This window comes from Pseudomonas sp. AC247 (assembly GCF_979258015.1).
Genome location: NZ_OZ409829.1, coordinates 5,159,571 through 5,183,024, shown reverse-complemented (window position 1 = coordinate 5,183,024; position 23,454 = coordinate 5,159,571). Strand labels below are relative to the sequence as shown.

At 60.5% G+C, this 23,454-nt stretch carries 22 protein-coding genes; 13 read left to right on the top strand and 9 right to left on the bottom strand.

The annotated features are described in order from the left end of the window. Window positions 1-10: 10 nt before the first annotated feature. The 4 genes from ACZZ0B_RS23545 to ACZZ0B_RS23530 all read right to left on the bottom strand — a co-directional run bounded on the left by ACZZ0B_RS23545 (window position 11) and on the right by ACZZ0B_RS23530 (window position 5,283). Window positions 11-1,762 carry a molecular chaperone gene (locus tag ACZZ0B_RS23545; RefSeq protein ID WP_463546352.1) on the bottom strand — a complete coding sequence of 584 codons (1,752 nt, stop codon included), beginning with the start codon at window positions 1,760-1,762 and terminating at the stop codon, window positions 11-13. 245 nt (window positions 1,763-2,007) lie between these two features. Further along, on the bottom strand, window positions 2,008-2,868 hold the full coding sequence (asd, locus tag ACZZ0B_RS23540; RefSeq protein WP_122661074.1) for an archaetidylserine decarboxylase: 861 nt from the start codon (window positions 2,866-2,868) through the stop codon (window positions 2,008-2,010). Window positions 2,869-2,886: 18 nt separating this feature from the next. After that, on the bottom strand, window positions 2,887-3,702 hold the full coding sequence (gene rhdA / locus ACZZ0B_RS23535; protein WP_463546351.1) for a thiosulfate sulfurtransferase: 816 nt from the start codon (window positions 3,700-3,702) through the stop codon (window positions 2,887-2,889). A gap of 42 nt (window positions 3,703-3,744) precedes the next feature. Beyond that, window positions 3,745-5,283, bottom strand: a complete 1,539-nt coding sequence (locus tag ACZZ0B_RS23530; protein WP_463546350.1) for an HDOD domain-containing protein — start codon at window positions 5,281-5,283, stop codon at window positions 3,745-3,747. Window positions 5,284-5,449: 166 nt separating this feature from the next. On the opposite strand from ACZZ0B_RS23530, the gene motA reads away from it, so the two are divergent. Together motA and motB are read left to right on the top strand one after the other, a co-directional pair. Beyond that, window positions 5,450-6,301 carry a flagellar motor stator protein MotA gene (gene motA, locus ACZZ0B_RS23525; protein ID WP_007952169.1) on the top strand — a complete coding sequence of 284 codons (852 nt, stop codon included), beginning with the start codon at window positions 5,450-5,452 and terminating at the stop codon, window positions 6,299-6,301. 3 nt (window positions 6,302-6,304) lie between these two features. Next, complete coding sequence (gene motB / locus ACZZ0B_RS23520; RefSeq protein WP_463546349.1) at window positions 6,305-7,381, top strand: flagellar motor protein MotB; 1,077 nt, start codon at window positions 6,305-6,307, stop codon at window positions 7,379-7,381. A 108-nt stretch (window positions 7,382-7,489) separates the two neighbouring features. Here the strand turns inward: motB and ACZZ0B_RS23515 are convergent, their stop codons facing one another. The 4 genes from ACZZ0B_RS23515 to rsgA form a co-directional block, all read right to left on the bottom strand. After that, window positions 7,490-7,975, bottom strand: a complete 486-nt coding sequence (locus tag ACZZ0B_RS23515; protein WP_463546348.1) for a toll/interleukin-1 receptor domain-containing protein — start codon at window positions 7,973-7,975, stop codon at window positions 7,490-7,492. Next, window positions 7,975-8,934 carry a caspase family protein gene (locus ACZZ0B_RS23510; RefSeq protein ID WP_463546347.1) on the bottom strand — a complete coding sequence of 320 codons (960 nt, stop codon included), beginning with the start codon at window positions 8,932-8,934 and terminating at the stop codon, window positions 7,975-7,977. The genes ACZZ0B_RS23515 and ACZZ0B_RS23510 overlap by 1 nt, the downstream gene beginning before the upstream one ends. 2 nt (window positions 8,935-8,936) lie before the next feature. Beyond that, the gene (locus tag ACZZ0B_RS23505) at window positions 8,937-9,344 is read right to left on the bottom strand and encodes a TIR domain-containing protein (protein WP_008078343.1); all 408 of its coding nucleotides are present in this window, start codon (window positions 9,342-9,344) and stop codon (window positions 8,937-8,939) included. A gap of 211 nt (window positions 9,345-9,555) precedes the next feature. Next, on the bottom strand, window positions 9,556-10,587 hold the full coding sequence (rsgA, locus tag ACZZ0B_RS23500; RefSeq protein WP_008078342.1) for a small ribosomal subunit biogenesis GTPase RsgA: 1,032 nt from the start codon (window positions 10,585-10,587) through the stop codon (window positions 9,556-9,558). A 107-nt stretch (window positions 10,588-10,694) separates the two neighbouring features. On the opposite strand from rsgA, the gene orn reads away from it, so the two are divergent. Both orn and ACZZ0B_RS23490 read left to right on the top strand, forming a co-directional pair. Then, window positions 10,695-11,237 carry an oligoribonuclease gene (gene orn, locus ACZZ0B_RS23495; RefSeq protein ID WP_122593819.1) on the top strand — a complete coding sequence of 181 codons (543 nt, stop codon included), beginning with the start codon at window positions 10,695-10,697 and terminating at the stop codon, window positions 11,235-11,237. Between the two features lie 183 nt (window positions 11,238-11,420). Then, complete coding sequence (locus tag ACZZ0B_RS23490) at window positions 11,421-12,032, top strand: trimeric intracellular cation channel family protein (protein WP_158833131.1); 612 nt, start codon at window positions 11,421-11,423, stop codon at window positions 12,030-12,032. Between the two features lie 90 nt (window positions 12,033-12,122). On the opposite strand, the gene queG is transcribed toward ACZZ0B_RS23490, so the two are convergent. Beyond that, complete coding sequence (gene queG, locus ACZZ0B_RS23485) at window positions 12,123-13,187, bottom strand: tRNA epoxyqueuosine(34) reductase QueG (RefSeq protein WP_008078338.1); 1,065 nt, start codon at window positions 13,185-13,187, stop codon at window positions 12,123-12,125. A gap of 63 nt (window positions 13,188-13,250) precedes the next feature. Between queG and ACZZ0B_RS23480 the strand changes: the two genes are divergently transcribed. From ACZZ0B_RS23480 to hflC, 9 genes are all read left to right on the top strand, one after another. Then, window positions 13,251-14,750 (top strand): NAD(P)H-hydrate dehydratase, encoded by a 1,500-nt coding sequence (locus tag ACZZ0B_RS23480; RefSeq protein WP_463546346.1) that lies wholly within the window; start codon window positions 13,251-13,253, stop codon window positions 14,748-14,750. Beyond that, window positions 14,738-15,208, top strand: a complete 471-nt coding sequence (gene tsaE, locus ACZZ0B_RS23475) for a tRNA (adenosine(37)-N6)-threonylcarbamoyltransferase complex ATPase subunit type 1 TsaE (protein ID WP_007967425.1) — start codon at window positions 14,738-14,740, stop codon at window positions 15,206-15,208. Before ACZZ0B_RS23480 ends, tsaE begins: the two co-directional genes overlap by 13 nt. 3 nt (window positions 15,209-15,211) lie before the next feature. Continuing rightward, window positions 15,212-16,639 (top strand): N-acetylmuramoyl-L-alanine amidase, encoded by a 1,428-nt coding sequence (locus ACZZ0B_RS23470; protein WP_202949183.1) that lies wholly within the window; start codon window positions 15,212-15,214, stop codon window positions 16,637-16,639. An 8-nt stretch (window positions 16,640-16,647) separates the two neighbouring features. Next, window positions 16,648-18,549, top strand: a complete 1,902-nt coding sequence (gene mutL, locus ACZZ0B_RS23465) for a DNA mismatch repair endonuclease MutL (RefSeq protein ID WP_463546959.1) — start codon at window positions 16,648-16,650, stop codon at window positions 18,547-18,549. Continuing rightward, window positions 18,549-19,520 (top strand): tRNA (adenosine(37)-N6)-dimethylallyltransferase MiaA, encoded by a 972-nt coding sequence (miaA, locus tag ACZZ0B_RS23460; protein WP_158836100.1) that lies wholly within the window; start codon window positions 18,549-18,551, stop codon window positions 19,518-19,520. The genes mutL and miaA overlap by 1 nt, the downstream gene beginning before the upstream one ends. Before the next feature lie 95 nt (window positions 19,521-19,615). Further along, a complete protein-coding gene (gene hfq / locus ACZZ0B_RS23455; protein ID WP_007902656.1) occupies window positions 19,616-19,876 on the top strand; it encodes an RNA chaperone Hfq in 261 nt (86 codons plus the stop codon). 12 nt (window positions 19,877-19,888) lie between these two features. Beyond that, window positions 19,889-21,190, top strand: a complete 1,302-nt coding sequence (gene hflX, locus ACZZ0B_RS23450) for a ribosome rescue GTPase HflX (protein ID WP_008078331.1) — start codon at window positions 19,889-19,891, stop codon at window positions 21,188-21,190. A gap of 96 nt (window positions 21,191-21,286) precedes the next feature. Continuing rightward, the gene (gene hflK / locus ACZZ0B_RS23445) at window positions 21,287-22,456 is read left to right on the top strand and encodes an FtsH protease activity modulator HflK (RefSeq protein ID WP_008078330.1); all 1,170 of its coding nucleotides are present in this window, start codon (window positions 21,287-21,289) and stop codon (window positions 22,454-22,456) included. Next, window positions 22,456-23,325: a protease modulator HflC gene (hflC, locus tag ACZZ0B_RS23440; protein WP_008078329.1), complete on the top strand. Its 870-nt coding sequence runs from the start codon at window positions 22,456-22,458 to the stop codon at window positions 23,323-23,325. Before hflK ends, hflC begins: the two co-directional genes overlap by 1 nt. Window positions 23,326-23,454: the final 129 nt, after the last annotated feature.

Below are 23,454 nucleotides of genomic sequence, written 5' to 3'. Positions count from 1 at the left end.
ATCTTTTGCTTTAGAGTGATTTCCACAACGAATCAAAATCCTCCTCGCTCGCGCCATTCTGCGCGGCCTCCAGCGAGCGATAAGCAAACTGATTGAAACTGTGCGTACTCGCCACCCGCCGATCCAGGCCGGCGCGGTGTTCTTCGCCCTGGGTGTTGATCAGTACTTTATTGCCTTCCTGAAACGGCAATCGCGGTGCCAGCAAGGTTGCCGGTAAGTCGATCGCGCTGATTTCCGGCAGTAACAACCCGCGCAAATACTGGCTGTGATCGTCGCGCGAGCGCACCAACTGCAAGCCGCACGGCTGCGCATGCGGTGCCACCAACTCGATGCCCATGTGCGTGCCGCCACCGCGCACCTGACGAATCCAGCGAATCACCGCAATGCTCCAGCCCAGACTGACGCTGTCCTGAATGCCGAGCATTTCCCCGGCCTGCAATTCGGCGGGCACCTCTTTTGGCCACGCCAGGCAATAGCCGCCCGGGCTGTGATTGATCACGGGCAAGGCATAAGTCGGATAGTGCGGTGCAGCGTCGGCGCTGCTTTCGTCTTCGACGAGGTGGTCGTACTGGATTTCTTCGTAGGGCAGAAACTGCTCATTGTTTTGCGGTGCCGCGTCGAACGCCTGACTCCAGCTGTCCTTTTCACCCTTGGCCACGGCGTTGCTGAAATTCGCTGCGCGGGCGGCGGGATGTTTGAGCATGTCGCTGAAACTGCGCTCGCCGCCGAGGTGGAAGTGCAGGGCGCTCATGCCCACGCACACGGTCAGGCTGCCCTGGCCAACGGTGCGCTGGAAACTGCGTTCGGCGGTCTGGCCCCACGCGGCATGCAGGTGTTGCAGAGTGTCGAAGCTGAGCCCGGTCGGGATCGGCAAGGGTGTCGACGTGTCCTGATGCAGCAAATGCGCTTCGAGGGTGCTCACCAGCGGCTGGGGATCGAAACCGAGCAATCCAGCCTTTTGTTCGCTGCGGAACATGTTGCGGTAACGCGGCCCGGCGTCGATTTGCGCGCTGATTGCAAACAAGCCATCGTCCGCGCGGCCGGGATGCAGTTTGAGCAGGGCGCTCCATGGTTCGAGCACTTCCGCCAGGCGGGCGATCTGGTTCTGCCGCAACTGATTGCAGCGTGCGCTACCCAGCAGCAGGGCGGCGATGTAGGTCTGTTCGAGGCTCAGCTCGGCGGTGAGGCTGGCCAGAGCATCCGGTACGCGCCGATGTTGCAGCTGTAAATCACAGGCGCAACGATACAGCTGATGCAGCTCGAACCACAGCTGTTCCGGCGCCGGGCTGTACAGTTGCGTCGCGCGCACCAGTTGGCCTTTCAGCGCATGAGCCGCCCGTTGCAGGGCAGTGCTGAGCAACGTCGCACGATCCTTGCTGTACTTGGGCGCGATACGCAGGACGATCTGTTTGTAACCCGTCGCCAGATGACTTTGCAGCGCCTGGCACAGGTTGCTGACCTTGCGCGAGCGTTCGTCGAGCATGATCGCCTGATGCAGAAAGTGCCGCTCCAGATGCTGGCAGACGTAATACACCTCGGGACGCAGCAGCTCGAGCAGTTGCAGGCGATTGTCGCTGGGGGTGAGCAACTGGTTGAGTTCGCCCAGGCCTTGATACAACTGGCGGGCGGTTTCGCCGATATTGGCCTTGGGCAGGCCGGCAATCCAGCGCTTGAGGTCGCGCGGGGTGGCTTCGCAAAACGACAGGCGCGGCTGACTCGGGGTCGGCGCACGTAGCTGTGGGGAGGATATGGTTTGGCTCATGCCAAAAACCATAGCAGCAAATAAGCGAACTGGTGTTCTGCCTCAACGCTTCGTCATTGACGATGCACACATAACAACGTGTAGGAGCTGCCGCAGGCTGCGATCTTTTGATCTTGATCGTTCCCACGCTCTGCGTAGGAATGCAGCCGTGGACGCTCCGCGTCCAAAGATCAAAAGATCGCAGCCTTCGGCAGCTCCTACAGAGGTATCGAACGTCAGGGGAATCCATGACGGTCGAAGCGTACTCAGGCTTTTGGCAGTGCCAGACCTTGGCCCATCTGTACTGGCGAACCGGCAACCAGTTCTTCAGCCCATTTCACTTGATCCGGGCCGAACAGCACGATCGCGGTCGAACCCAGTTTGAAGCGGCCCAGTTCAGCACCTTTCTCCAAGTGGATCGGAGCACGGGCGGCTTCGTCGTAGCGGAAGGTTTTCAGTTCACGCTTCGGGGGGGTGACCAGACCGGCCCACACGGTTTCGATCGAAGCGACGATCATCGCGCCCACCAGCACCACGGCCATCGGCCCGCGCTCGGTGTCGAAGATGCACGCCACGCGCTCGTTGCGGGCGAACAGTTCTGGCACGTTTTCAGCGGTGGTCTGGTTGACCGAGAAGATCCGGCCCGGGATGTAGACCATTTCGCGCAGTGTGCCGGCCAGCGGCATGTGCACGCGGTGGTAGTCCTTTGGCGACAGGTAAATGGTGGCAAAGTCGCCGCCCATGAACGGTGCCGCGTTGGCCGCATCACCGCCGAGCAGTTCCAGCACGCTGAAGCTGTGGCCCTTGGCCTGGAACACGCGACCGTGTTCGATCGGGCCGAGCTGGCTCACCGCACCGTCGGCCGGGCTGAGGATCGCGCCCGGAGTCTGGTCCAGAGGACGTGCGCCGTCTTTCAGGGCGCGGGTGAAGAAGGCGTTGAAGTGTTCGTAAGCGGTCAGGTCTTCAACCAGCGCTTGCGACATGTCCACCTGATAACGCTTGGCGAACCACTGGGTGAACGCATTCTTGAACCAGCGCACGCGGCACTCGGCAACGCAGCCGGCCAGGCGCGACAGCAGGTGATGAGGCAGCAGGTACTGGCTGAGGATAAACAGACGCTCTTTCATTAGTTGTCCTTAAAAACCTTAAATCTCGACTGGCGTGTCAGGGTGGTTGCCCCATTCGCCCCAGGAACCGGCGTAGCCTTTGACCCGCGGATAACCGAGGGATTTGGCCACCAGATAAGTGAAGCCCGACCGGTGATGGGTCTGGCAATGGGTAATGATTTCTTTGTCCTTGGTGATCCCGAGGTCTTCGAGGATCTGCGGCATGTCCGTGCGAATGCGCAGCTGGCGCGCCTTGTCCATGCCGGCCGTCCATTCGAAGTTGACCGCGCCGGGGATGTGTCCGGCCTTGGCGGCCAGGACTTTCTCGCCGGAGTATTCCAGCGGCCCGCGCGCGTCCCAGATCGCCAGATCGGCGGCGCCGAGACGGCTTTGCAGGTATTCACGGGTCGCGGTCGGCTCGTCGTGCAGGGTCAACGGCAGTGGGCCGCCGGCTGCCGGTGGAATCTGAATCGACATCGGCATGCCATCCGCCAGCCATGCCGGCAGACCACCGTCTATATAGTGGTACTTGTCGTGACCGATCACGTCGAGCAGCCAGATGAAGCGTCCGGCCCAGCCGCCGCCCTCATCGTCGTAAACCACGTAGACCGCGTCCTTGCGATGGCCCAGCTCACCGAACAACGCTTCCAGATCGGCTTTGGCCGGCAGCAGCCCCGGCGCCGGCGGCTGGCCGAGCTGGGTGCGCTTGGGGTCGACAAAGCGCGCGCCGGGGAGATGTCCCTCGCTGTAGCGCGCGGCACTGGTCAGATCCACCAGAATCAGCTCTTCAGACTCAAGCCGAGGCAGCAGGTCGCTCGGTTCGATGACGAGCGGCAAGCCAGAGAAGTCAGACATGCGAGGTCTCCAGAGCACAAAGGGGGGAATTGTAGCGCAGCCTCATCGGCCGCGGCTGCTAAAGCTGTGCAGGGCTTTTTCGATGCACTGCGCGGTTTTGCCAAAGGCTTGCACGGTGATGTCGGCGAACGGCCCGCCGCCCTGATCGGCGACGACGATCATGATCACCCGGCCATTGTTGACCAATGAACGCAGGAACAGATGCTCACCGCGAAACAACGTGCGCAGGCCAGGCGGCAGCAACGCGGAAAACTGTGCGTTGTTGTCCGGGTTGATCCGCACCTGCGCTTGTTGCGCGAGCAGCCGTTGCAGGACGCTGCTCTGGCTGACGACAAAATTCAGCGCCGCCGCTTCTTTCGGCAGGCCAGCGGTTTGATTCACGCGCAGATTGGACTGCGTGCGGTCGGCCATCAGGATCATCACTCGACGCATGCCGCTGGCAATCAGCGCATCGCGGGCGGCGACGGTCAGGCTCATGGCATTGGTGAAGCGGCTCGGTTCGGCGAGCAGTTCGGCGCATTGGCGGCGCCATTGGCCGAGGTCTTCAGCGCTCGGCGCCGCTGCGGGCAACATGCCCGCCGGCAAACGGTGCGTGCCCCACGGCCACAGCAGCGAAACCGCCGGGTGCCAGAGATCCGGCATCGTATGCTGACGCGCACTGTTGGCCGCCTGCTGGTGCAGTTGTTGCTGCACGTCATCCATCGAGATTTGCAGATAAAGGCTGGTCAGGTACTGCCAGCGTTCACTGTGCGGACTGTCCCAGGCCTGTTGCGCCGAGAGCGCCAGACCGTTGGCCAGCAGCACAGTGTTGGCCGGCTGGTTGAGCCAGCGGCGCAAGGTCGGATCGTCATCCAGGCGATTCTGCTGGCGCAGCGGATGTTCGCTGTCGCGGGCGATGCGTAGCACTTTCACCAGTTCACGCTGTTCGCTGAGCAGCAATTTATAGCCTTGCTGCACCCAGATCGGTAGATGCCAGACCGCCACCAGCGCTTCAGCGATCCGCAGCAGGCGCACGCCGAATAATTGCTTCTCGACCACGCGTGCCGATTCACCCTTGTGGATAACCCGCAGCTCCCATTCTTCGAGCAACTGTGGATAAGTGAGCGCCAGTGGCCACAGCGGCGACAGAAACAGCAGGCTGCCCCAATGGATGTCCTGCCACAGCCGCGCCAGGCGACTGGCGAAAAAACCGTTGGCCTGTTGCGTCGCGTGCTGGCTGATCATCTGTAACTGGCGCAGAGCCTTGGGGATCTGCATTTGCGGTTCAGCGGGCAGGCGCGCGAGCAATTCTTCGGTGCGGGCAAGGCCCAGGCGATTGATCGCCACCTCAAGATTTTCCGCTGGCGTGGCCATGGTGCCGTGGGTGTGACGATTGGCCTCACGGATGATGCTCAAGGCCAGCGCCGGGCTGTCTTGCATCAGGTCGGCGATGTCGCGCAGCGAGCTGCGATTGTCGCGGATCGCCCGGCAGACTTTATCGTGAGCCTCTTGCGGCACGGGCAGGCGGACGCTGTCGAGCAGTTTGACCCAGCCTTCGAGGGTGGTCGGTTTTGCGTGTGGGACGTTCGTTTCATTAGCCATGTCTGGACGGGATCTTCACTGACTGTAGACGCGCCCGGCATGGGCTAAATTGGCTTTTCGCCTGAACTGGCTATAGTCTGGCGCAGTTTTGCCGATAAGTAGAAGAAGAGATTTTTTAACTTCCGAATATGACCTTGAACCCGACTCAGTAAGTACTTTCCTACCTATGGCTAAAATTATCGGCATCATCGTCGTATTCGCGAGCGTGCTCGGCGGATACGTGCTTTCCCACGGCAAGATTGCCGCCCTGATCCAGCCTTTCGAGGTGATGATCATTGGTGGTGCTGCACTCGGTGCATTCCTGCAGGCCAACCCTGGCTACATGACGATGCACGTGCTCAAGAAATCCCTGAGCATGTTCAGTTCGCGCTTTAGCCACACTTTCTATCTGGAAGTGCTCGGTCTGATCTACGAGATCCTCAACAAGAGCCGCCGCGAAGGCATGATGGCCATTGAAGGCGACATCGAAGATGCCGCCGCGAGCCCGATCTTCGCCAAGTACCCGGCCGTGCTCAAAGACGAACGCATGACCGCGTTCATCTGTGATTACCTGCGCATCATGTCGTCCGGCAACATGGCCCCGCACGAGCTGGAAGGCTTGTTCGACATGGAACTGTACAGCCTCAAAGAAGACCTCGAACACCCGTCCCACGCGGTAAACGGCATTGCCGACGCCATGCCCGGTTTCGGTATCGTCGCGGCGGTACTCGGTATCGTGGTGACCATGGCCTCGCTGGGTGAAGGCGACCAGAAGTCCATCGGCCTGCACGTGGGTGCGGCACTGGTGGGTACCTTCTTCGGTATTCTCGCGGCGTACGGTTTCTTCGGCCCGCTGGCGCACTCCCTGGCCCACGATGCCAAGGAAGAGCTGAACGTCTACGAAGCCATCAAGGCCTCGCTGGTGGCTTCGGCTTCCGGCATGCCGCCGTCGCTGGCGGTCGAGTTCGGTCGCAAGGTGCTGTACCCGGCCCACCGTCCAAGCTTTGCCGAGCTGGAACAAGCCGTTCGCGGTCGCTAAGCCATGGAAAATAATCAGCCGATTATCATCAAGCGCGTCAAGCGCATAGCCGGCGGGCATCACGGCGGAGCGTGGAAAATCGCCTTCGCCGACTTCGCCACGGCGATGATGGCGTTCTTCCTGGTGCTGTGGCTGCTGTCCACCGCGACGCCTGAGCAGAAGATCGCCATCGCCGGTTACTTCAAGGACCCGGTCGGCTTCTCCGAAAGCGGCACGCCGTACATTATCGATCTGGGCGGCACGCCGACGCTGGCGCCGGAAAACACCCTCAACCCTGAGGTGAAGTCCCAGCCGCAACCGGACAAGGTCACGGTCGACGCCGAGCAAGTCGAAGGCATGGCCGAAATGGTCGAGAAAGAGCGCCTCGAACTGCTCCTGCAAGAACTGCAGAACAAGGTCGACGAAAACCCGCAGCTGCAGAAATTCAAGGATCAGATCCTCTTCGAGATCACGCCGAACGGCTTGCGCATCCAGATCATGGACGCCGAGAACCGGCCGATGTTCGATTCCGGTTCTGCACGCCTGAAGCCCTACTTCGAAGACATTTTGCTGGCCATGGCCGACACCATCAAAGCGGTGCCGAACAAGATCAGCATCAGCGGTCACACCGACGCCAAGCCGTACATCGGCACCGGCGATTTCGGTAACTGGGAACTGTCGGCCAACCGTGCCAACGCCGCTCGTCGTGCCTTGGTTGCCGGTAGCTATCCGGATGCGCAAGTGGCGCGGGTGGTCGGTTATGCCTCGTCGGCGTTGTTCGACCGGGAAAACCCGTTCAACCCGGTCAATCGCCGCATCGACATCGTCGTCCTGACCAAAAAGGCTCAAGCCGCGATCGAAGGTGCGCAAGGTGCCGATCCAGCGAAACCGGCAGAACAAGGTCAAAACGGCGCTGCTCCGGCAACCCCGGTTGATCCAAATGCGCTGCCGGCGGATCAGCAACCGGTGCCTGCGCATGAGTTGCGCGAACGGTTGAACCTGTTTGATGACGCCGCGCCGAAACCGGCGGAACCGGGGAGTGCGGCGCCAGCGCCGGCCACTCCGCCAGCCACTGCCCCGGCCCCCGCGCCGAAGCAGTGACGCACAAAAAAGCCGACAGCGATGTCGGCTTTTTTGTGGCTGGAATTTCACCTCGCCGATCAATTGCGTAACGTTACGAAATTGATCGGGAGCCAGACAAGTGAGGTCTTAGAACCCCCGCCGAATCCTGCTCTTCAACTGATCATGAAACTGCTCGGCATTCCTCTTGTAAGTCCCCTTCATCGACTCACTCATCGAATCCAGCATCACCGACCGCTTGTTCGTCACTTCCTCGCGATAAGCATCGATAAAGAAATCCAGATCTCTGTCCGTACTCAACTTCGGCCATTTATCCAGATACAACGGCAACTGCGCCGGCCCGGTCTTGAATGAGCAGATCCGCCGGTTGCTGATCGTCGCCTCACCAATCTCGAACGGCACCCACCACGACAAAGCGGTCCTCTCCGACACCACCGCGAGCAAGTGCGTGCACTCGGTGATGTTGCGGGTGATGACGCTGGTGATGTCGTCGGTGGTCTGCGATTCCGGATCGAGCACATCCAGGTAGGTCTTGATGTTCGCCTGTTTCAGGCGACTGTTGATCGCCATGGCCTGCATACGATCCATGTGGCGGTAGCTGATGAAGACAGGCATCAGAAGTGTCCTTTAATCGCGAGTTCGCGGTAGTAGGCGCCGAGCGCGGTGAGGCGGCAGCCGGTGGAGTGGAGGGAGGCGTAGTACATGTGCTCGGCGTCGACCGGTTCGATCAGGCTGTGGCGATTGCACTTTTGCAGCTGGGCGAAGACCTCGCCGTGCTCGGGGTTGAACGTCGCTTCGGTCGGCTCGTAGCTGGGGTCGAGTGAATAGGTCGATTCGGCCTCGGCAAACCATTCGGGCAGTTTGCGCAGGATCTCTTTGGGGATCAGCGGCGAGACTTCGCGCAGGGAAATGAACTGCGACACGTTGGTCTTGAACACCGGGCGTTGTTCCCAGGCGTCGAGGGCGTTGTCGACGAAGGAATAGAGGCTGCCGGGGGGGATCTTGCCGAGGATATTCGCCGCGCCGCCGTGCAGAGCCTGCAGCAGTAAACCGGTAAACACGCCGTGTTGCGCACCTTCCATGGCCGGTTCTTCCTTTTTGCACGCGGTCAGAATGGTCATGCCTTCGCCGACCACACTGCTTTCGCTGCGTAAGGCGCGTACCTCACCGGCGGCGCCGCTTTGGCAGCAATCGAGGATGATCACTTTGTTCTTGATGCGCGTGGCTTTGCTCGCCCAGTTGAGGATGTCGCTGATGCGGATGCCGTCCTTGGCGTTGCGATAATCCTGGGGCAGCAACATGCCTTCGTCATTGTCGGTATCGAAACCGCCATGCCCGGCGAAATACAGCAGGGCGACATTGCAGTCGCCGGAAAACAGCTCGCGGATCTGGTCTTCGAGCATCTCCCGGCCCAGGTAATCCTCCGCCGAGGTCAGCACGACGTTTTTGAAATTGGGGTCGCCGTCGGCGTCGGTTTTCAGCACCGAGGCCATGGCCATGGCGTCATTGCTGCAACCGCTCAGGCGCGAAATATGGGTGTAGTCGTTGATGCCGATAAACAGTCCCTTGCGCATGATCAGGCCGCCGTGTGCAGACGGATCGCGCCGACGATGCTGTTAGTGTTCCACGCGCATTCGGCGTCTGCGGCGTTACGCACCACCGTGGAAATTCGCTCGGCGCCGAACGGTTTAACCGCGATGATCACCTTGCCCATGCGCTTGGCGATCTCGATTTCCTTGTTGATCCACTTGCTGTAGGTCGAATACATGCCGGCCATGATCAGAACGGCGGAACAGGGGCGAATCTTGTTTTCGATGGCTTCTTCGAGCTGCTGGTCGGTCTGTGCGCCCATGATCGGGTTGTGCGTCGGCACCGAGAAATTCTTGTAGGTGAAGTCGGGGTGGGCACTGAGCAGGCGCACCAGGTTGTCGTGGGCGTGGGAGTAGTTCCACGAGTGGCTGATGAACAAATGGTAGGTTTGCATGGGGGTTCCTCTTTGGCGCGAACGTGCGACGAGGAACTCAATGTAGGCCCATGAAATGAGCCTACAAGGCTTGGGCGGATAAAGAGAAATGTCCTGCAAACAGGCGTGCAGAAGTCCTACAGAAAAGCCTGATGTTTAAAAGCGGTAGGGAGGTGTCAGGTGAAAACCGACATCCGGCAGCCCTCGGGGAAAGGGCCGCCGGTGCAACTGTTTAATAGCCGTTTTCAGGCAGGCTGGCGATGATCGAGCGGTAGCTGTTCATGCGTTGTTGCTGCACGCGGCCATCTTCCAGCGCCTTGAGCAGCGCACAGCCCGGTTCACGGTCGTGTTTGCAGTCGCGGAAACGGCAAGTGCCGAGCAAATCATTGAACTCGATAAAACCGGCTTCAACGTCGGCGCGGCTGACGTGGCCGAGGCCGAATTCGCGAATACCCGGGGAGTCGATCAGTTCGCCGCCGCCTGGGAAGTGGAACAACCGCGCGGTGGTCGTCGTGTGCGTGCCCTGACCGGACAGCTCGGACAACGGCCCGACACGGGTTTCCACTTCAGGCAGCAAGCTGTTGACCAGCGACGACTTGCCGACACCGGACTGACCGACGAACACGCTGATGCGCCCGTCGAGCTGCTTTTGCAGTTGTTCCATGCCGTCACCGTGGTGCGCCGACACTTCCAGCACCGGATAACCGAGCGTGCGGTACACCGCCAGCAGCGCGTTGAGCGCCGGTGCGTTCTGCTCGTCGATCAGGTCGAACTTGTTCAGCAGCAACAACGGGCGGATGCCGGCGTGTTCGGCGGCTACGAGATAACGGTCGATCAGGTTGGCATGCGGCTCGGGCAGCGGCGCGAAGACGATGACGATCATGTCGACGTTGGCGGCGACCGGCTTCAACTGGCCACGGCTGTCCGGACGGCACAGCTCGGTGGTACGCGGCAATTGCGCGACGATCACACCGATGCCCTGATTGCCGGCGCGCCAGACGACGGTGTCGCCGGTCACCAGCGCCGGCAGGTTGGCGCGCAAGTGACAGCGGAAAACCTGGCCAGCCTGTTCGCCGTCAATGGCCTCGACCTCGACCTGCACACCGAAGTGAGCGATCACCAGACCGGTTTGTTCCGGGCCCAGGTCGCCGCCCTCAAGGGCTTCGACAGCCGAGGACTCGCGTTTGGCGGCGCGTGCGGCGCGTTCGCCCTGAATCTTTTCGATGCGCCAGTTTTGACGACGATTGAGTTGGCGTTTGGCCATGGGTGTTCCGTCTGAAGAATGCAGCGATTAGGTAAAACGGCCGCGAGTTTAGCACGCCCGGCAAGCTGCCTAGGCTAAACTGCGCAGCATTGCCTAGGAGCCCCATTATGCAAAACCCGCAGAACCTGATCTGGATCGACCTGGAAATGACCGGTCTGGATCCGGACAACGACGTCATCATCGAAATGGCCACCATCGTCACCGACAGTGACCTCAATACCCTGGCCGAAGGTCCGGTGATCGCCATCCACCACAGCGACGAAGTGCTCGCTCGCATGGACGAGTGGAACACCCGCACCCACGGCAACTCCGGCCTGACCCAGCGCGTGCGCGACAGCCGTATCAGCATGGCCGAAGCCGAAGCCGAGACCATCGCCTTCCTCGAGAAATGGGTACCGAAAGGCAAGTCGCCGATCTGCGGCAACAGCATCTGCCAGGATCGCCGCTTCCTGTATACCCACATGAAAGGGCTGGAAAGCTACTTCCACTACCGCAACCTCGACGTCTCGACGCTCAAGGAACTGGCGGCACGCTGGGCACCGGACGTGCGCGACAGCTTCAAAAAGGGCAGCACGCATTTGGCGCTGGACGACATCCGCGAATCGATCGCCGAACTGCAGCACTACCGCAAGCACTTCATCAAATTCTGATGCGATCCCGGTAGGAGCTGCCGAAGGCTGCGATCTTTTGATCTTGATTTTCAGGTTCAAAACAAAGATCAAAAGATCGCAGCCTTCGGCAGCTCCTACAGGGTTTTGTGTTTGCTGTGGCGCCCTCTTTTGGTGCCGCGCCGAAATGGCTAGACTGCGCGCCTTCCTGACTGGATCGCCACCATGTTGCTGATGCTCTATCTGATTGCCATCACCGCTGAAGCCATGACTGGCGCGCTGTCTGCCGGGCGTCGTGGCATGGACTGGTTTGGCGTGGTGCTGATCGCCTGCGTCACGGCGTTGGGCGGCGGTTCGGTGCGTGACGTGCTGCTCGGGCACTACCCGCTGACGTGGGTCAAACACCCGGAATACCTGGTGCTGACCTCGGTCGCAGCGATGTTCACCGTATTTACCGCGCGCTGGATGCGTCACCTGCGCTCACTGTTTCTGGTGCTCGACGCCGTCGGCCTGGTGGCGTTCACACTGATTGGCTGCATGACCGCACTGGAAATGGGCCACGGCATGCTGGTTGCCTCGGTCAGCGGTGTGATCACCGGAGTCTTCGGTGGCATCCTGCGTGACATCTTCTGCAACGACATCCCGCTGATCTTCCGCCGAGAACTGTACGCCAGCGTCTCGTTCGCGGCAGCGTGGTGCTACATGCTTTGCCTGTATCTGAACGTGCCGGGCGAGCAGGCGATCCTCATCACCCTGTTCGGCGGCTTCCTGCTGCGGTTGCTGGCGATCCGCTTCCACTGGGAAATGCCCAAGTTCGTTTACAACGATCAACCGTAACGCGATATTCCATGTAGGAGCTGCCGAAGGCTGCGATCTTTTGACGTTCAAGATCAAAAGATCGCAGCCTGCGGCAGCTCCTACAGGGGATTATGCGATTCCGTGTTGTTTCAGAGCCCATTCGACGTGTTCTTGTACCAGCTCTGACGGATAGTCCCGCCGCGCCTTCAACGCTTCCAGCACCGGAATGCTCGACGGGGCGTTACCGAGTCCCACTGCCAGATTACGCAACCAGCGCTCATACCCGGCGCGGCGCAGCGGTGAGCCTTCGGTGCTGCTGAGGAATTTATCCTCGTCCCACATAAACAACTCAGCCAGTTCCGCGTTGTCGAGATTGTGCCGTGGCTTGAAGTCGCTTTCGCCGGAAGGTTTGGCGAAGCGGTTCCACGGGCAGACGATCTGGCAGTCGTCGCAGCCGAACACGCGGTTGCCGATCAGCGGGCGCAGGTCTTCAGGAATTGCGTTTTTCAGTTCGATGGTCAGGTACGAAATGCAGCGTCGCGCGTCCAGCACATACGGGCCGACGAACGCGTTGGTCGGGCAGATGTCGAGGCACGCGGTGCAGCGGCCGCAATGTTCAGTGCTGTGCGGCTCATCCACCGGTAACGGCAGATCGACGAACAATTCGCTGAGGAAAAAATAACTGCCAGCCTTGCGATTCAATACCAAGGTGTTTTTACCGATCCAGCCCAGTCCAGCCTGTTCGGCGATGGCTTTTTCCAGCACCGGCGCGCTGTCGACAAAGGCACGGAAACCGAACGGACCGATTTCGGATTGAATCTTGTCGGCCAATTGTTGAACACGTTTACGGATCAATTTGTGGTAATCGCGGCCCAAGGCATAACGCGAGACGTAGGCTTTTTCCGGTTGGGCCAGGCGTTTGGCCATTTCGGTGTCGCCGGGCAGGTAGTCCATGCGCAGCGAAACCACGCGCAACGTGCCCGGCACCAGTTCTTCCGGGTGCGAGCGTTTGCTGCCGTGGGCGCCCATGTAGTCCATTTCGCCGTGGTAGCCCGCTTCGAGCCAGCGCTGCAGATGCTGTTCATGCTCGGCGAGATCCAGACCGCTGATGCCGACTTGCTGAAAGCCCAGCTCGCGGCCCCAATTCTTGATCGATTGGGCGAGGGCGGGCAGGTCTGTGGTAATGGCGGACATGAGGCGAGAGAAACCGGAGCTGAGGTGCGTATAATTCTGCCAGACATCGGAGCCCGAAGACGCATGCCGCACACGAAAGATCAATTACCCGACGCGCTGTATGGCGCCGCACAGGTGCGCGAACTCGATGCACGGCTGATTGCCGCCGGTACACCGGGCTTCGAACTGATGCAGCGCGCTGCGCATGCGACCTGGCGAGCGCTGGTGCGGCAATGGCCGTCGGCGACTGAACTGACGGTGCTGGCCGGGCATGGCAACAACGCTGGCGACGGTTATCTGGTTGCCGCCATGGCGCAGCGAGCCGGGTGGCAGGTGCGGGTGCTGGCGGTCGGCGATCCGCAGCGATTGCAGGGCGATGCCGCGCTGGCCCATGCCGAGGCGCTGGCTGAAGGCGTCGCGGTTCAAGGCTGGCAGGCTCACAGCGAACTGCGCGGGATCATTCTCGATGCATTGCTCGGCACGGGTCTGAGCGGGGATGTGCGCGAGCCTTACGTGTCGGCGATCAAGGCCATCAACGCCAGTGGCCTGCCGGTGACGGCCGTCGATATTCCTTCCGGACTGAGTGCTGACACCGGGCACCTGCTGGGTGTCGCCGTACGAGCTGATCTGACGGTTACCTTCATCGGCCTGAAACTCGGCCTGTTCACCGGGGACGCGGCGGATCACATCGGTGAATTGCTGTTTAACGATTTACAGGCCAGTGCCGACATCTATCGTGACCTAACGCTCATCGCTCAGCGGCTTAACGCGGCTAACCTTCCAAGGTTGGCACCGCGAGCACCGGCTGCGCACAAGGGCCGTTTCGGCCACGTGCTGTTGATCGGTGGCGATCACGGTTTTGGCGGGGCGATTTTACTCAGCACCGAAACGGCCCTGCGCAGCGGCGCGGGCATGGTTTCGCTGGCGACCCGTCCTGAACATGTCCCGGCAGCGTTGACGCGAGTGCCAGAAGCGATGGCGCTCGGGACTTCGTCGGCCAATCAGTTGATGGCGTTGCTGGAGAAAGTCTCGGTGCTGGTGGTGGGGCCGGGGTTGGGGCAGGCCAGTTGGGGGCGCGCGTTGTTGTCGGCGGCAGCCAATGCGGCATTGCCGCAAGTGTGGGACGCCGACGCGCTCAACTTGCTTGCGAGTGGTTTCGTTGATCTGCCCAAGGACTGTGTGATCACCCCGCATCCGGGTGAAGCGGCGCGCTTGCTGGGAATCAGCACAGCGCAGGTGCAGGCGGATCGTCCGGCGGCGGCGCTGGCGCTGAGCAAAAAATACTCAGCGGTGGTCGTGCTCAAAGGCGCGGGCAGCCTGATTGCTCATCCCGATGGCCGTCTGGCGTTGTGTCACCAAGGCCATCCCGCTATGGCCACTGCGGGACTCGGTGATGTGTTGGCCGGTTTGACCGGTGCGCTGCTGGCGCAAGGCATGGACGGTTTTGATGCCGCTTGCCTGGCGGTCTGGCTGCACGCCAATGCGGGGATGCAACAAGGCAAATTGGGCCGTGGGCTGGCGGCCAGTGATCTGATTCCAGCCATTCGTCAGTTGTTGGAGGAGCATGCACCGTGTCTGAAGTAACCCTGTACCTGGCCGATGAACAAGCCATGAGCGACTTTGGCGCACGGATCGCCCGCGTGACCCAGGGCCATGGCCTGATCTTCCTTGAAGGCAACCTCGGAATGGGCAAAACCACGCTGTCGCGGGGCATCATTCGTGGGCTCGGTCATGTCGGCGCAGTAAAAAGTCCGACCTTCACCCTGGTTGAGCCCTACGAGATCGGCGACGTCCGCGCCTTCCACTTCGACCTGTATCGACTGGTCGATCCGGAAGAGCTGGAGTTTCTCGGCATTCGCGACTATTTCGAAGACGATGCCCTGTGCCTGATCGAGTGGCCCGATAAAGGTGCAGGCTTTTTGCCAAAGCCTGACCTGACCATTACCATTAGCCCGCAAGACAGCGGGCGTTCGCTGAAAATTTTATCCCAGGGCTCGCGTGGCGAGGCCTGGTGTGCCGCTTTGGCATTGGAATCCAATTAAATGATGGGGTTAGGTATGCGCTTTCGCGCGTTGGTGGCTGCCGTTGGACTGTTGTTGATGGCAGTAACCGTCAACGCTGTGGCCGATTCAAAGGTCAACAGCGTGCGCTTGTGGCGAGCGCCGGATAACACGCGACTGGTCTTCGACCTCAGCGGACCGGTGCAGCACAGCGTCTTCACCCTGACCGCGCCTGACCGGCTGGTGATCGACATCAATGGTGCCACCCTCGGTGCACCATTGAATGTGCAGACCGCGAACACGCCGATCACCGCGATGCGTTCGGCTCAGCGCACGCCGACCGATCTGCGGGTGGTCATTGACCTGAAGAAAGCCGTCACCCCTAAAAGCTTCTCGCTGGCGCCGAATGGCCAATACGGCAACCGTCTGGTGGTCGATCTGTTCGATAACGCAGCCGATGCCGAACCTGCACCTGCGCCGACACCTTCGGTCGCAACCGTACCAGCCGTGCCGGTGACCCCGACAGAACCGGCGATCAAGTTGCCGCCAGCCCCGGCCGGCAAGCGCGACATTATTGTGGTGATCGACGCCGGCCACGGTGGCGAAGACCCGGGTGCATCCGGCTCGCGCGGTCAGCGTGAGAAAGATGTGGTGTTGCAGATCGCTCGCGAATTGCAGCGTCAAGTCAACGGCATGAAAGGCTTCCGCGCCGAACTGACCCGTACTGGCGACTACTTCATTCCGTTGCGTGGCCGTACCGAAATCGCCCGCAAGAAGGGCGCTGACCTGTTCGTATCGATTCACGCCGACGCCGCGCCTTCGGCGGCCGCTTTTGGCGCATCGGTATTTGCCCTGTCTGATCGCGGCGCAACCTCGGAGACCGCGCGTTGGCTGGCCGACAGCGAAAACCGTTCCGACTTGATCGGTGGTGCCGGCAACGTCAGCCTCGACGACAAGGACCGCATGCTCGCGGGCGTGCTGCTCGATCTGTCGATGACTGCCTCGCTGACCTCCAGCCTTAACGTCGGCCAGAAAGTCCTGACCAACATCGGTCGCGTCACGCCGCTGCACAAACAGCGTGTGGAGCAGGCCGGGTTCATGGTGCTGAAGTCGCCGGACATCCCGTCGATCCTGGTCGAAACCGGCTTTATCTCCAACGCCAACGAAGCCAACAAGCTCTCGGCCTCGGGCCACCAGCAAGCGCTGGCGCGCTCGATCAGCAGCGGCGTGCGGCAGTTCTTCCAGCAGAATCCGCCACCGGGCACCTACATTGCCTGGCTGCGTGACTCCGGCAAGATCGCCCAAGGCCCGCGTGATCACCGCGTCGGCCCGGGTGAAACGCTGGCGATGATCGGTGTGCGCTATCAGGTGTCGCCGGCCACATTGCGCAGTGCGAACAACCTGAAAAGCGATGAGCTGAAAGTCGGCCAGCACCTGACCATTCCTGGCACCGAACTGGCGTCCAAAGAATGAACGAAGTGCTGAACGCTGCCGCGCGCATCGAACTGCTCAGCCCACGGCTGGCGAACCAGATTGCCGCCGGTGAGGTGGTTGAACGTCCGGCTTCGGTCATCAAGGAGTTGCTGGAAAACAGCCTCGACTCCGGCGCCAAGCGCATCGATGTCGACGTCGAGCAGGGCGGCGTCAAGCTGCTGCGCGTCCGTGATGACGGCAGCGGCATTTCCGCCGATGACCTGCCGTTGGCGCTGGCCCGTCACGCCACCAGCAAGATCCGCAACCTCGAAGACCTCGAACAAGTGATGAGCCTCGGTTTCCGGGGTGAGGCACTGGCGTCGATCAGCTCCGTGGCGCGGCTGACGCTGACCTCGCGTACCCGCGATGCCGAGCAAGCCTGGCAGGTCGAAACCGAAGGCCGTGACATGGCGCCGCGGGTGCAACCGGCGGCGCATCCGGTCGGTACTTCGGTGGAAGTCCGTGACCTGTTCTTCAACACTCCGGCGCGGCGCAAATTCCTCAAGACCGAAAAAACCGAATTCGATCACCTGCAAGAAGTGATCAAGCGTCTGGCGCTGGCGCGTTTTGACGTTGCGTTCCATCTGCGTCACAACGGCAAAACCATCCTCAGCCTGCACGAGGCCCACGATGATGCGGCCCGCGCCCGGCGTGTGGCGGCGATCTGTGGCTCGGGGTTCCTTGAGCAGGCGCTGCCCATCGAGATCGAGCGCAACGGCTTGCATCTGTGGGGCTGGGTCGGTTTGCCGACCTTCAACCGCAGTCAGGCGGATTTGCAGTATTTCTTTGTGAATGGCCGGGCAGTGCGCGACAAACTGGTCGCCCACGCCGTGCGCCAGGCCTATCGCGACGTGCTGTTCAATGGTCGCCACCCGACGTTTGCGCTGTTTTTCGAGGTCGATCCGGCAGCCGTCGACGTCAACGTGCACCCGACCAAACATGAAGTGCGCTTCCGTGACGGGCGCATGGTGCATGACTTCCTGTATGGCACGCTGCATCGCGCGTTGGGCGATGTGCGTCCGGAAGATCAACTGGCCGGTTCAGTAACCACCGCCATCGTTCGTCCAAGCGGCCTCGATGCCGGGGAATTCGGCCCGCAAGGTGAAATGCGTCTGGCGGCCAATGCGCTGCTGGAACAACCGCAGGCACAACCGGCGTTTAGCACCTCGTCCGGTGCCAGCGCTGGCGGCGCTTATCAGTATCAGTACACGCCGCGGCCGCAGTCAGGCATGCCGCCGGCCGCCGAGGCGCAGGCGGCATATCGCGAGTTTTTCGCGCCGTTGCCTGAAGCCAACGCCAACGCGCTGCCCGCCGGTCAGGAAGACATTCCACCGCTTGGTTACGCATTGGCGCAACTCAAGGGCATCTACATTCTGTCTGAGAACGCTCAAGGCCTGGTTTTGGTGGACATGCACGCTGCCCACGAGCGAATCATGTATGAACGCTTGAAGATCGCCATGGCCAGCGAAGGCTTGAGCGGCCAGCCATTGCTGGTGCCGGAGTCGCTGGCCGTCAGTCAGCGCGAAGCCGATTGTGCTGAAGAGCACGCGGCATGGTTCCAGCGTCTGGGCTTTGAATTACAGCGTCTGGGCCCGGAAACCCTGGCGATCCGTCAGATTCCGGCCTTGTTGAAGCAGGCTGAAGCCAACCGCCTGGTCGGTGACGTGCTGTCGGACTTGATGGAATACGGCACCAGCGACCGGATTCAGGCACACCTCAACGAATTGCTCGGCACCATGGCCTGCCACGGCGCGATCCGCGCCAACCGGCGCCTGGCCTTGCCGGAAATGAACGGCCTGCTGCGCGACATGGAAAACACCGAGCGCAGCGGTCAATGCAACCATGGCCGACCGACCTGGACCCAACTGGGCCTGGACGATCTGGACAAACTGTTCCTGCGCGGTCGTTGATGAATCAGCTCCCTCCAGCGATTTTTCTGATGGGCCCGACCGCTGCGGGCAAGACCGATCTGGCCATCGAGCTGACCAAGGTGCTGCCGTGCGAGCTGATCAGTGTCGATTCGGCGTTGGTCTATCGCGGCATGGACATCGGCACCGCCAAGCCTTCGAAAGAACTGCTGGCCGAATATCCGCACCGTTTGATCGACATCCTCGACCCGGCCGAAGCCTATTCGGCTGCGGATTTCCGTCGCGATGCCCTGCAAGCCATGGCTGAAATCACCGCACGCGGAAAAATTCCGCTGCTGGTCGGCGGCACGATGCTCTATTACAAGGCTTTGGTTGAAGGTCTGGCGGATATGCCAGCGGCCGATGCGGAGATCCGCGCGCAGATCGAAGAAGAAGCTGCACGCCTTGGCTGGCAAGCCTTGCACGATCAATTGGCGATCATCGACCCGGTGTCCGCGGCGCGGATTCACCCGAACGATCCGCAGCGCTTGAGTCGGGCGCTGGAAGTTTATCGGGTCAGCGGTCAGAGCATGACTGCCCTGCGTCAGCAACAATCTGCGCAAAGTACTGAAGCAGCCGCTTCGGGACTGCAACAATTGCCCTATACTGTCGCGAACTTGGCCATTGCCCCGGCAAATCGTCAGGTATTGCACGAGCGCATTAAACAAAGATTCACAAATATGTTGGAACAGGGATTCATCGACGAGGTCGTAGCCCTGCGTAAAAGAAGTGACCTGCATGCCGGGTTGCCGTCTATACGTGCAGTAGGTTACCGCCAAGTCTGGGATTACCTGGATGGCAAGCTGACGTTGGCCGAAATGCAAGAGCGCGGCATCATCGCCACGCGCCAATTGGCCAAACGCCAGTTCACCTGGCTGCGCAGCTGGGAAGATTTACACTGGCTGGACAGTCTTGATTGCGACAATCTGCCACGCGCCTTGAAATACCTTGGGACCATCTCCATATTGAGCTGAGTCCTTGCAATTGCCGTCTATCCTTGGGGGTGTGGCGGCCAAAGCCATCTGAATTACCTATTTTTTATTATTGAATCCTTAAAGGAGTGCGGCACATGTCAAAAGGGCATTCGCTACAAGACCCTTACTTGAATACTTTACGTAAAGAGAAAGTTGGGGTTTCCATCTACCTGGTCAACGGTATCAAACTGCAAGGCACGATCGAGTCGTTCGACCAGTTCGTGATCCTGCTGAAAAACACCGTGAGCCAGATGGTTTACAAACACGCTATCTCGACAGTCGTGCCGGTTCGTCCAATTCGTCTGCCTAGCGCAACCGAATCCGAAGCAGGTGACGCTGAGCCAGGTAACGCCTGATAGGAGTCTCCTTTGTTCTTTGAGCGCCACGGTGGTGGTGAACGAGTGATCCTCGTTCACTTGGATGGACAGGACCCTGAGGCGCGCGAAGATCCGCAGGAGTTTCAGGAATTGGCTAATTCGGCGGGCGCCGAGACCGTTGCGTTTTTTAACGTGCCGCGTCATCGGCCAACCGCCAAATTCCTGATCGGCAGCGGCAAGGTCGAGGAGCTGCGCGACCTGGTCAAGGCTGAAGAAGCCGATCTGGTGATTTTCAATCACATCCTCACGCCCAGCCAGGAACGTAACCTCGAACGTGTTTTCGAGTGTCGCGTGATCGACCGTACCGGTCTGATTCTCGATATCTTCGCCCAACGCGCCCGTACCCATGAAGGCAAGCTCCAGGTCGAACTGGCCCAGCTTGACCACATGAGCACGCGCCTGGTTCGTGGCTGGACTCACCTTGAGCGTCAAGGTGGCGGTATCGGCATGCGCGGCCCGGGTGAAACCCAACTCGAAACCGACCGTCGTCTGCTGCGGGTGCGCCTGCGTCAGATCAAGGGCCGGCTGGAGAAAGTGCGCAGCCAGCGCGAGCAATCGCGTCGCGGCCGCTCCCGTGCGGACATTCCTACCGTGTCTCTGGTGGGCTACACCAACGCCGGCAAATCCACGCTCTTCAACAACGTGACGAAGTCCGACGTGTACGCGGCCGACCAGTTGTTCGCCACGCTCGATCCGACCCTGCGCCGTCTGGAACTGGACGACCTGGGGCCGATTGTCCTGGCGGACACGGTGGGGTTCATTCGTCACTTGCCGCACAAGCTGGTCGAGGCATTTCGGTCTACGCTCGAAGAGTCGAGCAATTCCGACCTGCTGTTGCACGTGATCGATGCGGCCGAACCGGATCGCATGTTGCAGATCGAGCAGGTGATGCTGGTGCTGGGCGAGATCGGAGCCCAGGACTTGCCGATCCTCGAGGTCTATAACAAACTCGATTTGCTTGAAGGCGTTGAGCCACAAATCCAGCGCGACGAAAACGGCAAGCCCCAGCGGGTCTGGCTGTCGGCGCGTGATGGCAGTGGTCTGGAATTGCTTGAGCAAGCCATCGCCGAGTTACTTGGCAGTGATTTGTTTATCGGTACCTTGCGCTTGCCGCAACGATTCGCGCGACTGCGTGCGCAGTTTTTCGAACTCGGTGCGGTGCAGAAAGAAGAACACGACGAAGAAGGCATCAGTTTGCTGGCCGTTCGTTTGCCCCGTGTCGAGTTGAATCGACTGGTAAGCCGCGAAGGATTGCAGCCGATGGAATTCATCGAGCAACACACTTTGCAATAAAAGCCTGAAGAAGCGGTTGTGCCGTAACGGCAGGCATTCTGTAGCATTGGTCGGCGCGCCGTGGGTGCGTCTTTGCTTTATCAGATGGAGAGCGCTATGGCTTGGAATGAGCCGGGTGGCAACTCGAATAATCAGGATCCTTGGGGTGGCAAGCGCCGCAATAACGGCGACCGCAAGGGGCCACCGGATCTCGACGAGGCCTTCCGAAAGCTGCAGGAAAGCCTGAACGGGTTGTTCGGTGGTGGTAAGAAACGCGGTGATGACGGCGGTGGTTCGGGTCGCAGTGGGGGTGGCTTCGGCGCCCTGCTCGGCATCGGTCTGGTCGTGCTCGCGGCTGTCTGGCTGTACAGCGCGGTGTACGTGGTCGACGAGCAGGAGCAAGCCGTGGTGCTGCGCTTCGGCAAGTACTACGAGACCGTCGGCCCGGGCCTGAACATCTACTTCCCGCCGATCGACAAGAAGTACATGGAAAACGTCACGCGTGAGCGGGCGTACACCAAGCAGGGCCAGATGCTGACCGAAGACGAGAACATCGTCGAAGTACCGCTGACCGTGCAGTACAAGATCAGCAACCTGCAGGATTTCGTGCTGAACGTTGATCAGCCGGAAATCAGCCTGCAGCACGCGACCGACAGCGCCCTGCGCCACGTGGTGGGTTCCACCGCCATGGACCAGGTGCTGACCGAAGGTCGTGAGCTGATGGCCAGCGAAATCAAGGAGCGTCTGCAACGCTTCCTCGATACCTATCGCACCGGTATCACCGTCACTCAGGTCAACGTACAGAGCGCAGCGGCACCGCGTGAAGTGCAAGAAGCCTTCGATGACGTGATCCGCGCCCGTGAAGACGAGCAGCGTTCGCGCAACCAGGCTGAAACCTACGCCAACGGCGTCGTGCCGGAAGCCCGTGGTCAGGCCCAGCGTATCCTTGAGGATGCCAACGGTTACCGCGACGAAACGGTCTCGCGCGCCAAGGGTGAGGCTGATCGCTTCACTAAACTGGTCGCCGAGTATCGCAAGGCCCCTGAAGTGACCCGTCAGCGTCTGTACCTGGACACCATGCAGGAAGTCTTCAGCAACACCAGCAAGGTACTCGTGACCGGTAACAAGAACGGCCAGAGCAACCTGCTTTACCTGCCGTTGGACAAAATGATTCAGAACAGCTCGGGCAGCAATGCGCCGGTCACCGGTTCGGCTGCCGCCAGCAACACGGATGTCACGCCGCACGTCACTGACCTGCCGCAGTCGCGCACAAGGGAGACCCGCTGATGAGCAATAAATCGCTGATCGCCCTTATTGTTGGCGTCGTCGTGCTACTGGTTGGCTGGAACTGCTTCTACATCGTCGCTCAGACCGAGCGTGCGGTGCTGCTGCAATTCGGTCGTGTGGTTCAGGCCGATGTTCAGCCGGGCCTGCATGTGAAAGTGCCTTACGTTAACCAGGTGCGTAAATTCGACGCGCGGCTGATGACGCTGGATGCACCGACACAGCGCTTCCTGACGCTGGAAAAGAAAGCCGTCATGGTCGATGCCTACGCCAAGTGGCGCGTGAAAGATGCCGAGCGCTTCTACACCGCAACTTCGGGCCTCAAGCAAATCGCCGACGAGCGTCTGTCGCGTCGTCTGGAATCCGGTCTGCGTGACCAGTTCGGCAAGCGCACTCTGCACGAAGTGGTGTCGGGTGAACGTGACGCGCTGATGGCTGACATTACGGCCTCGCTGAACAAGATGGCGGAAAAAGAGCTGGGTATCGAAGTCGTCGATGTCCGGGTCAAGGCCATTGATCTGCCGAAAGAAGTCAACCGCAGCGTGTTCGAACGTATGAGCACCGAGCGTGAGCGTGAAGCTCGCGAGCACCGCGCCAAGGGTAACGAACTGGCTGAAGGCATCCGTGCCGACGCCGATCGTCAACGCCGCGTGCTGCTGGCTGAAGCCTATCGTGAATCCGAAGAGATTCGCGGTGACGGTGATGCCCAGGCCGCTGCGATCTACTCCAAGGCCTATGGTCAGGATCAGGAGTTCTACGGTTTCTACCGTAGCCTGCGCGCCTACCGTGAAAGCTTCGCGAACAAATCCGACGTCCTGGTCCTCGACCCAAGCAGCGACTTCTTCCGTTACCTGGAAAAGTCCAAGCCTTGATACGACGTTGACCTGAATCATTCCGCCCGGCGGCTAAAACCTCGGGCGGGGTGATCCTTTGGGAAAACGTGTGTATGATGCGGCAGCCGGGAAATTCCCGGCTTTTTTGCGTCTGCACGTTTGATTGCT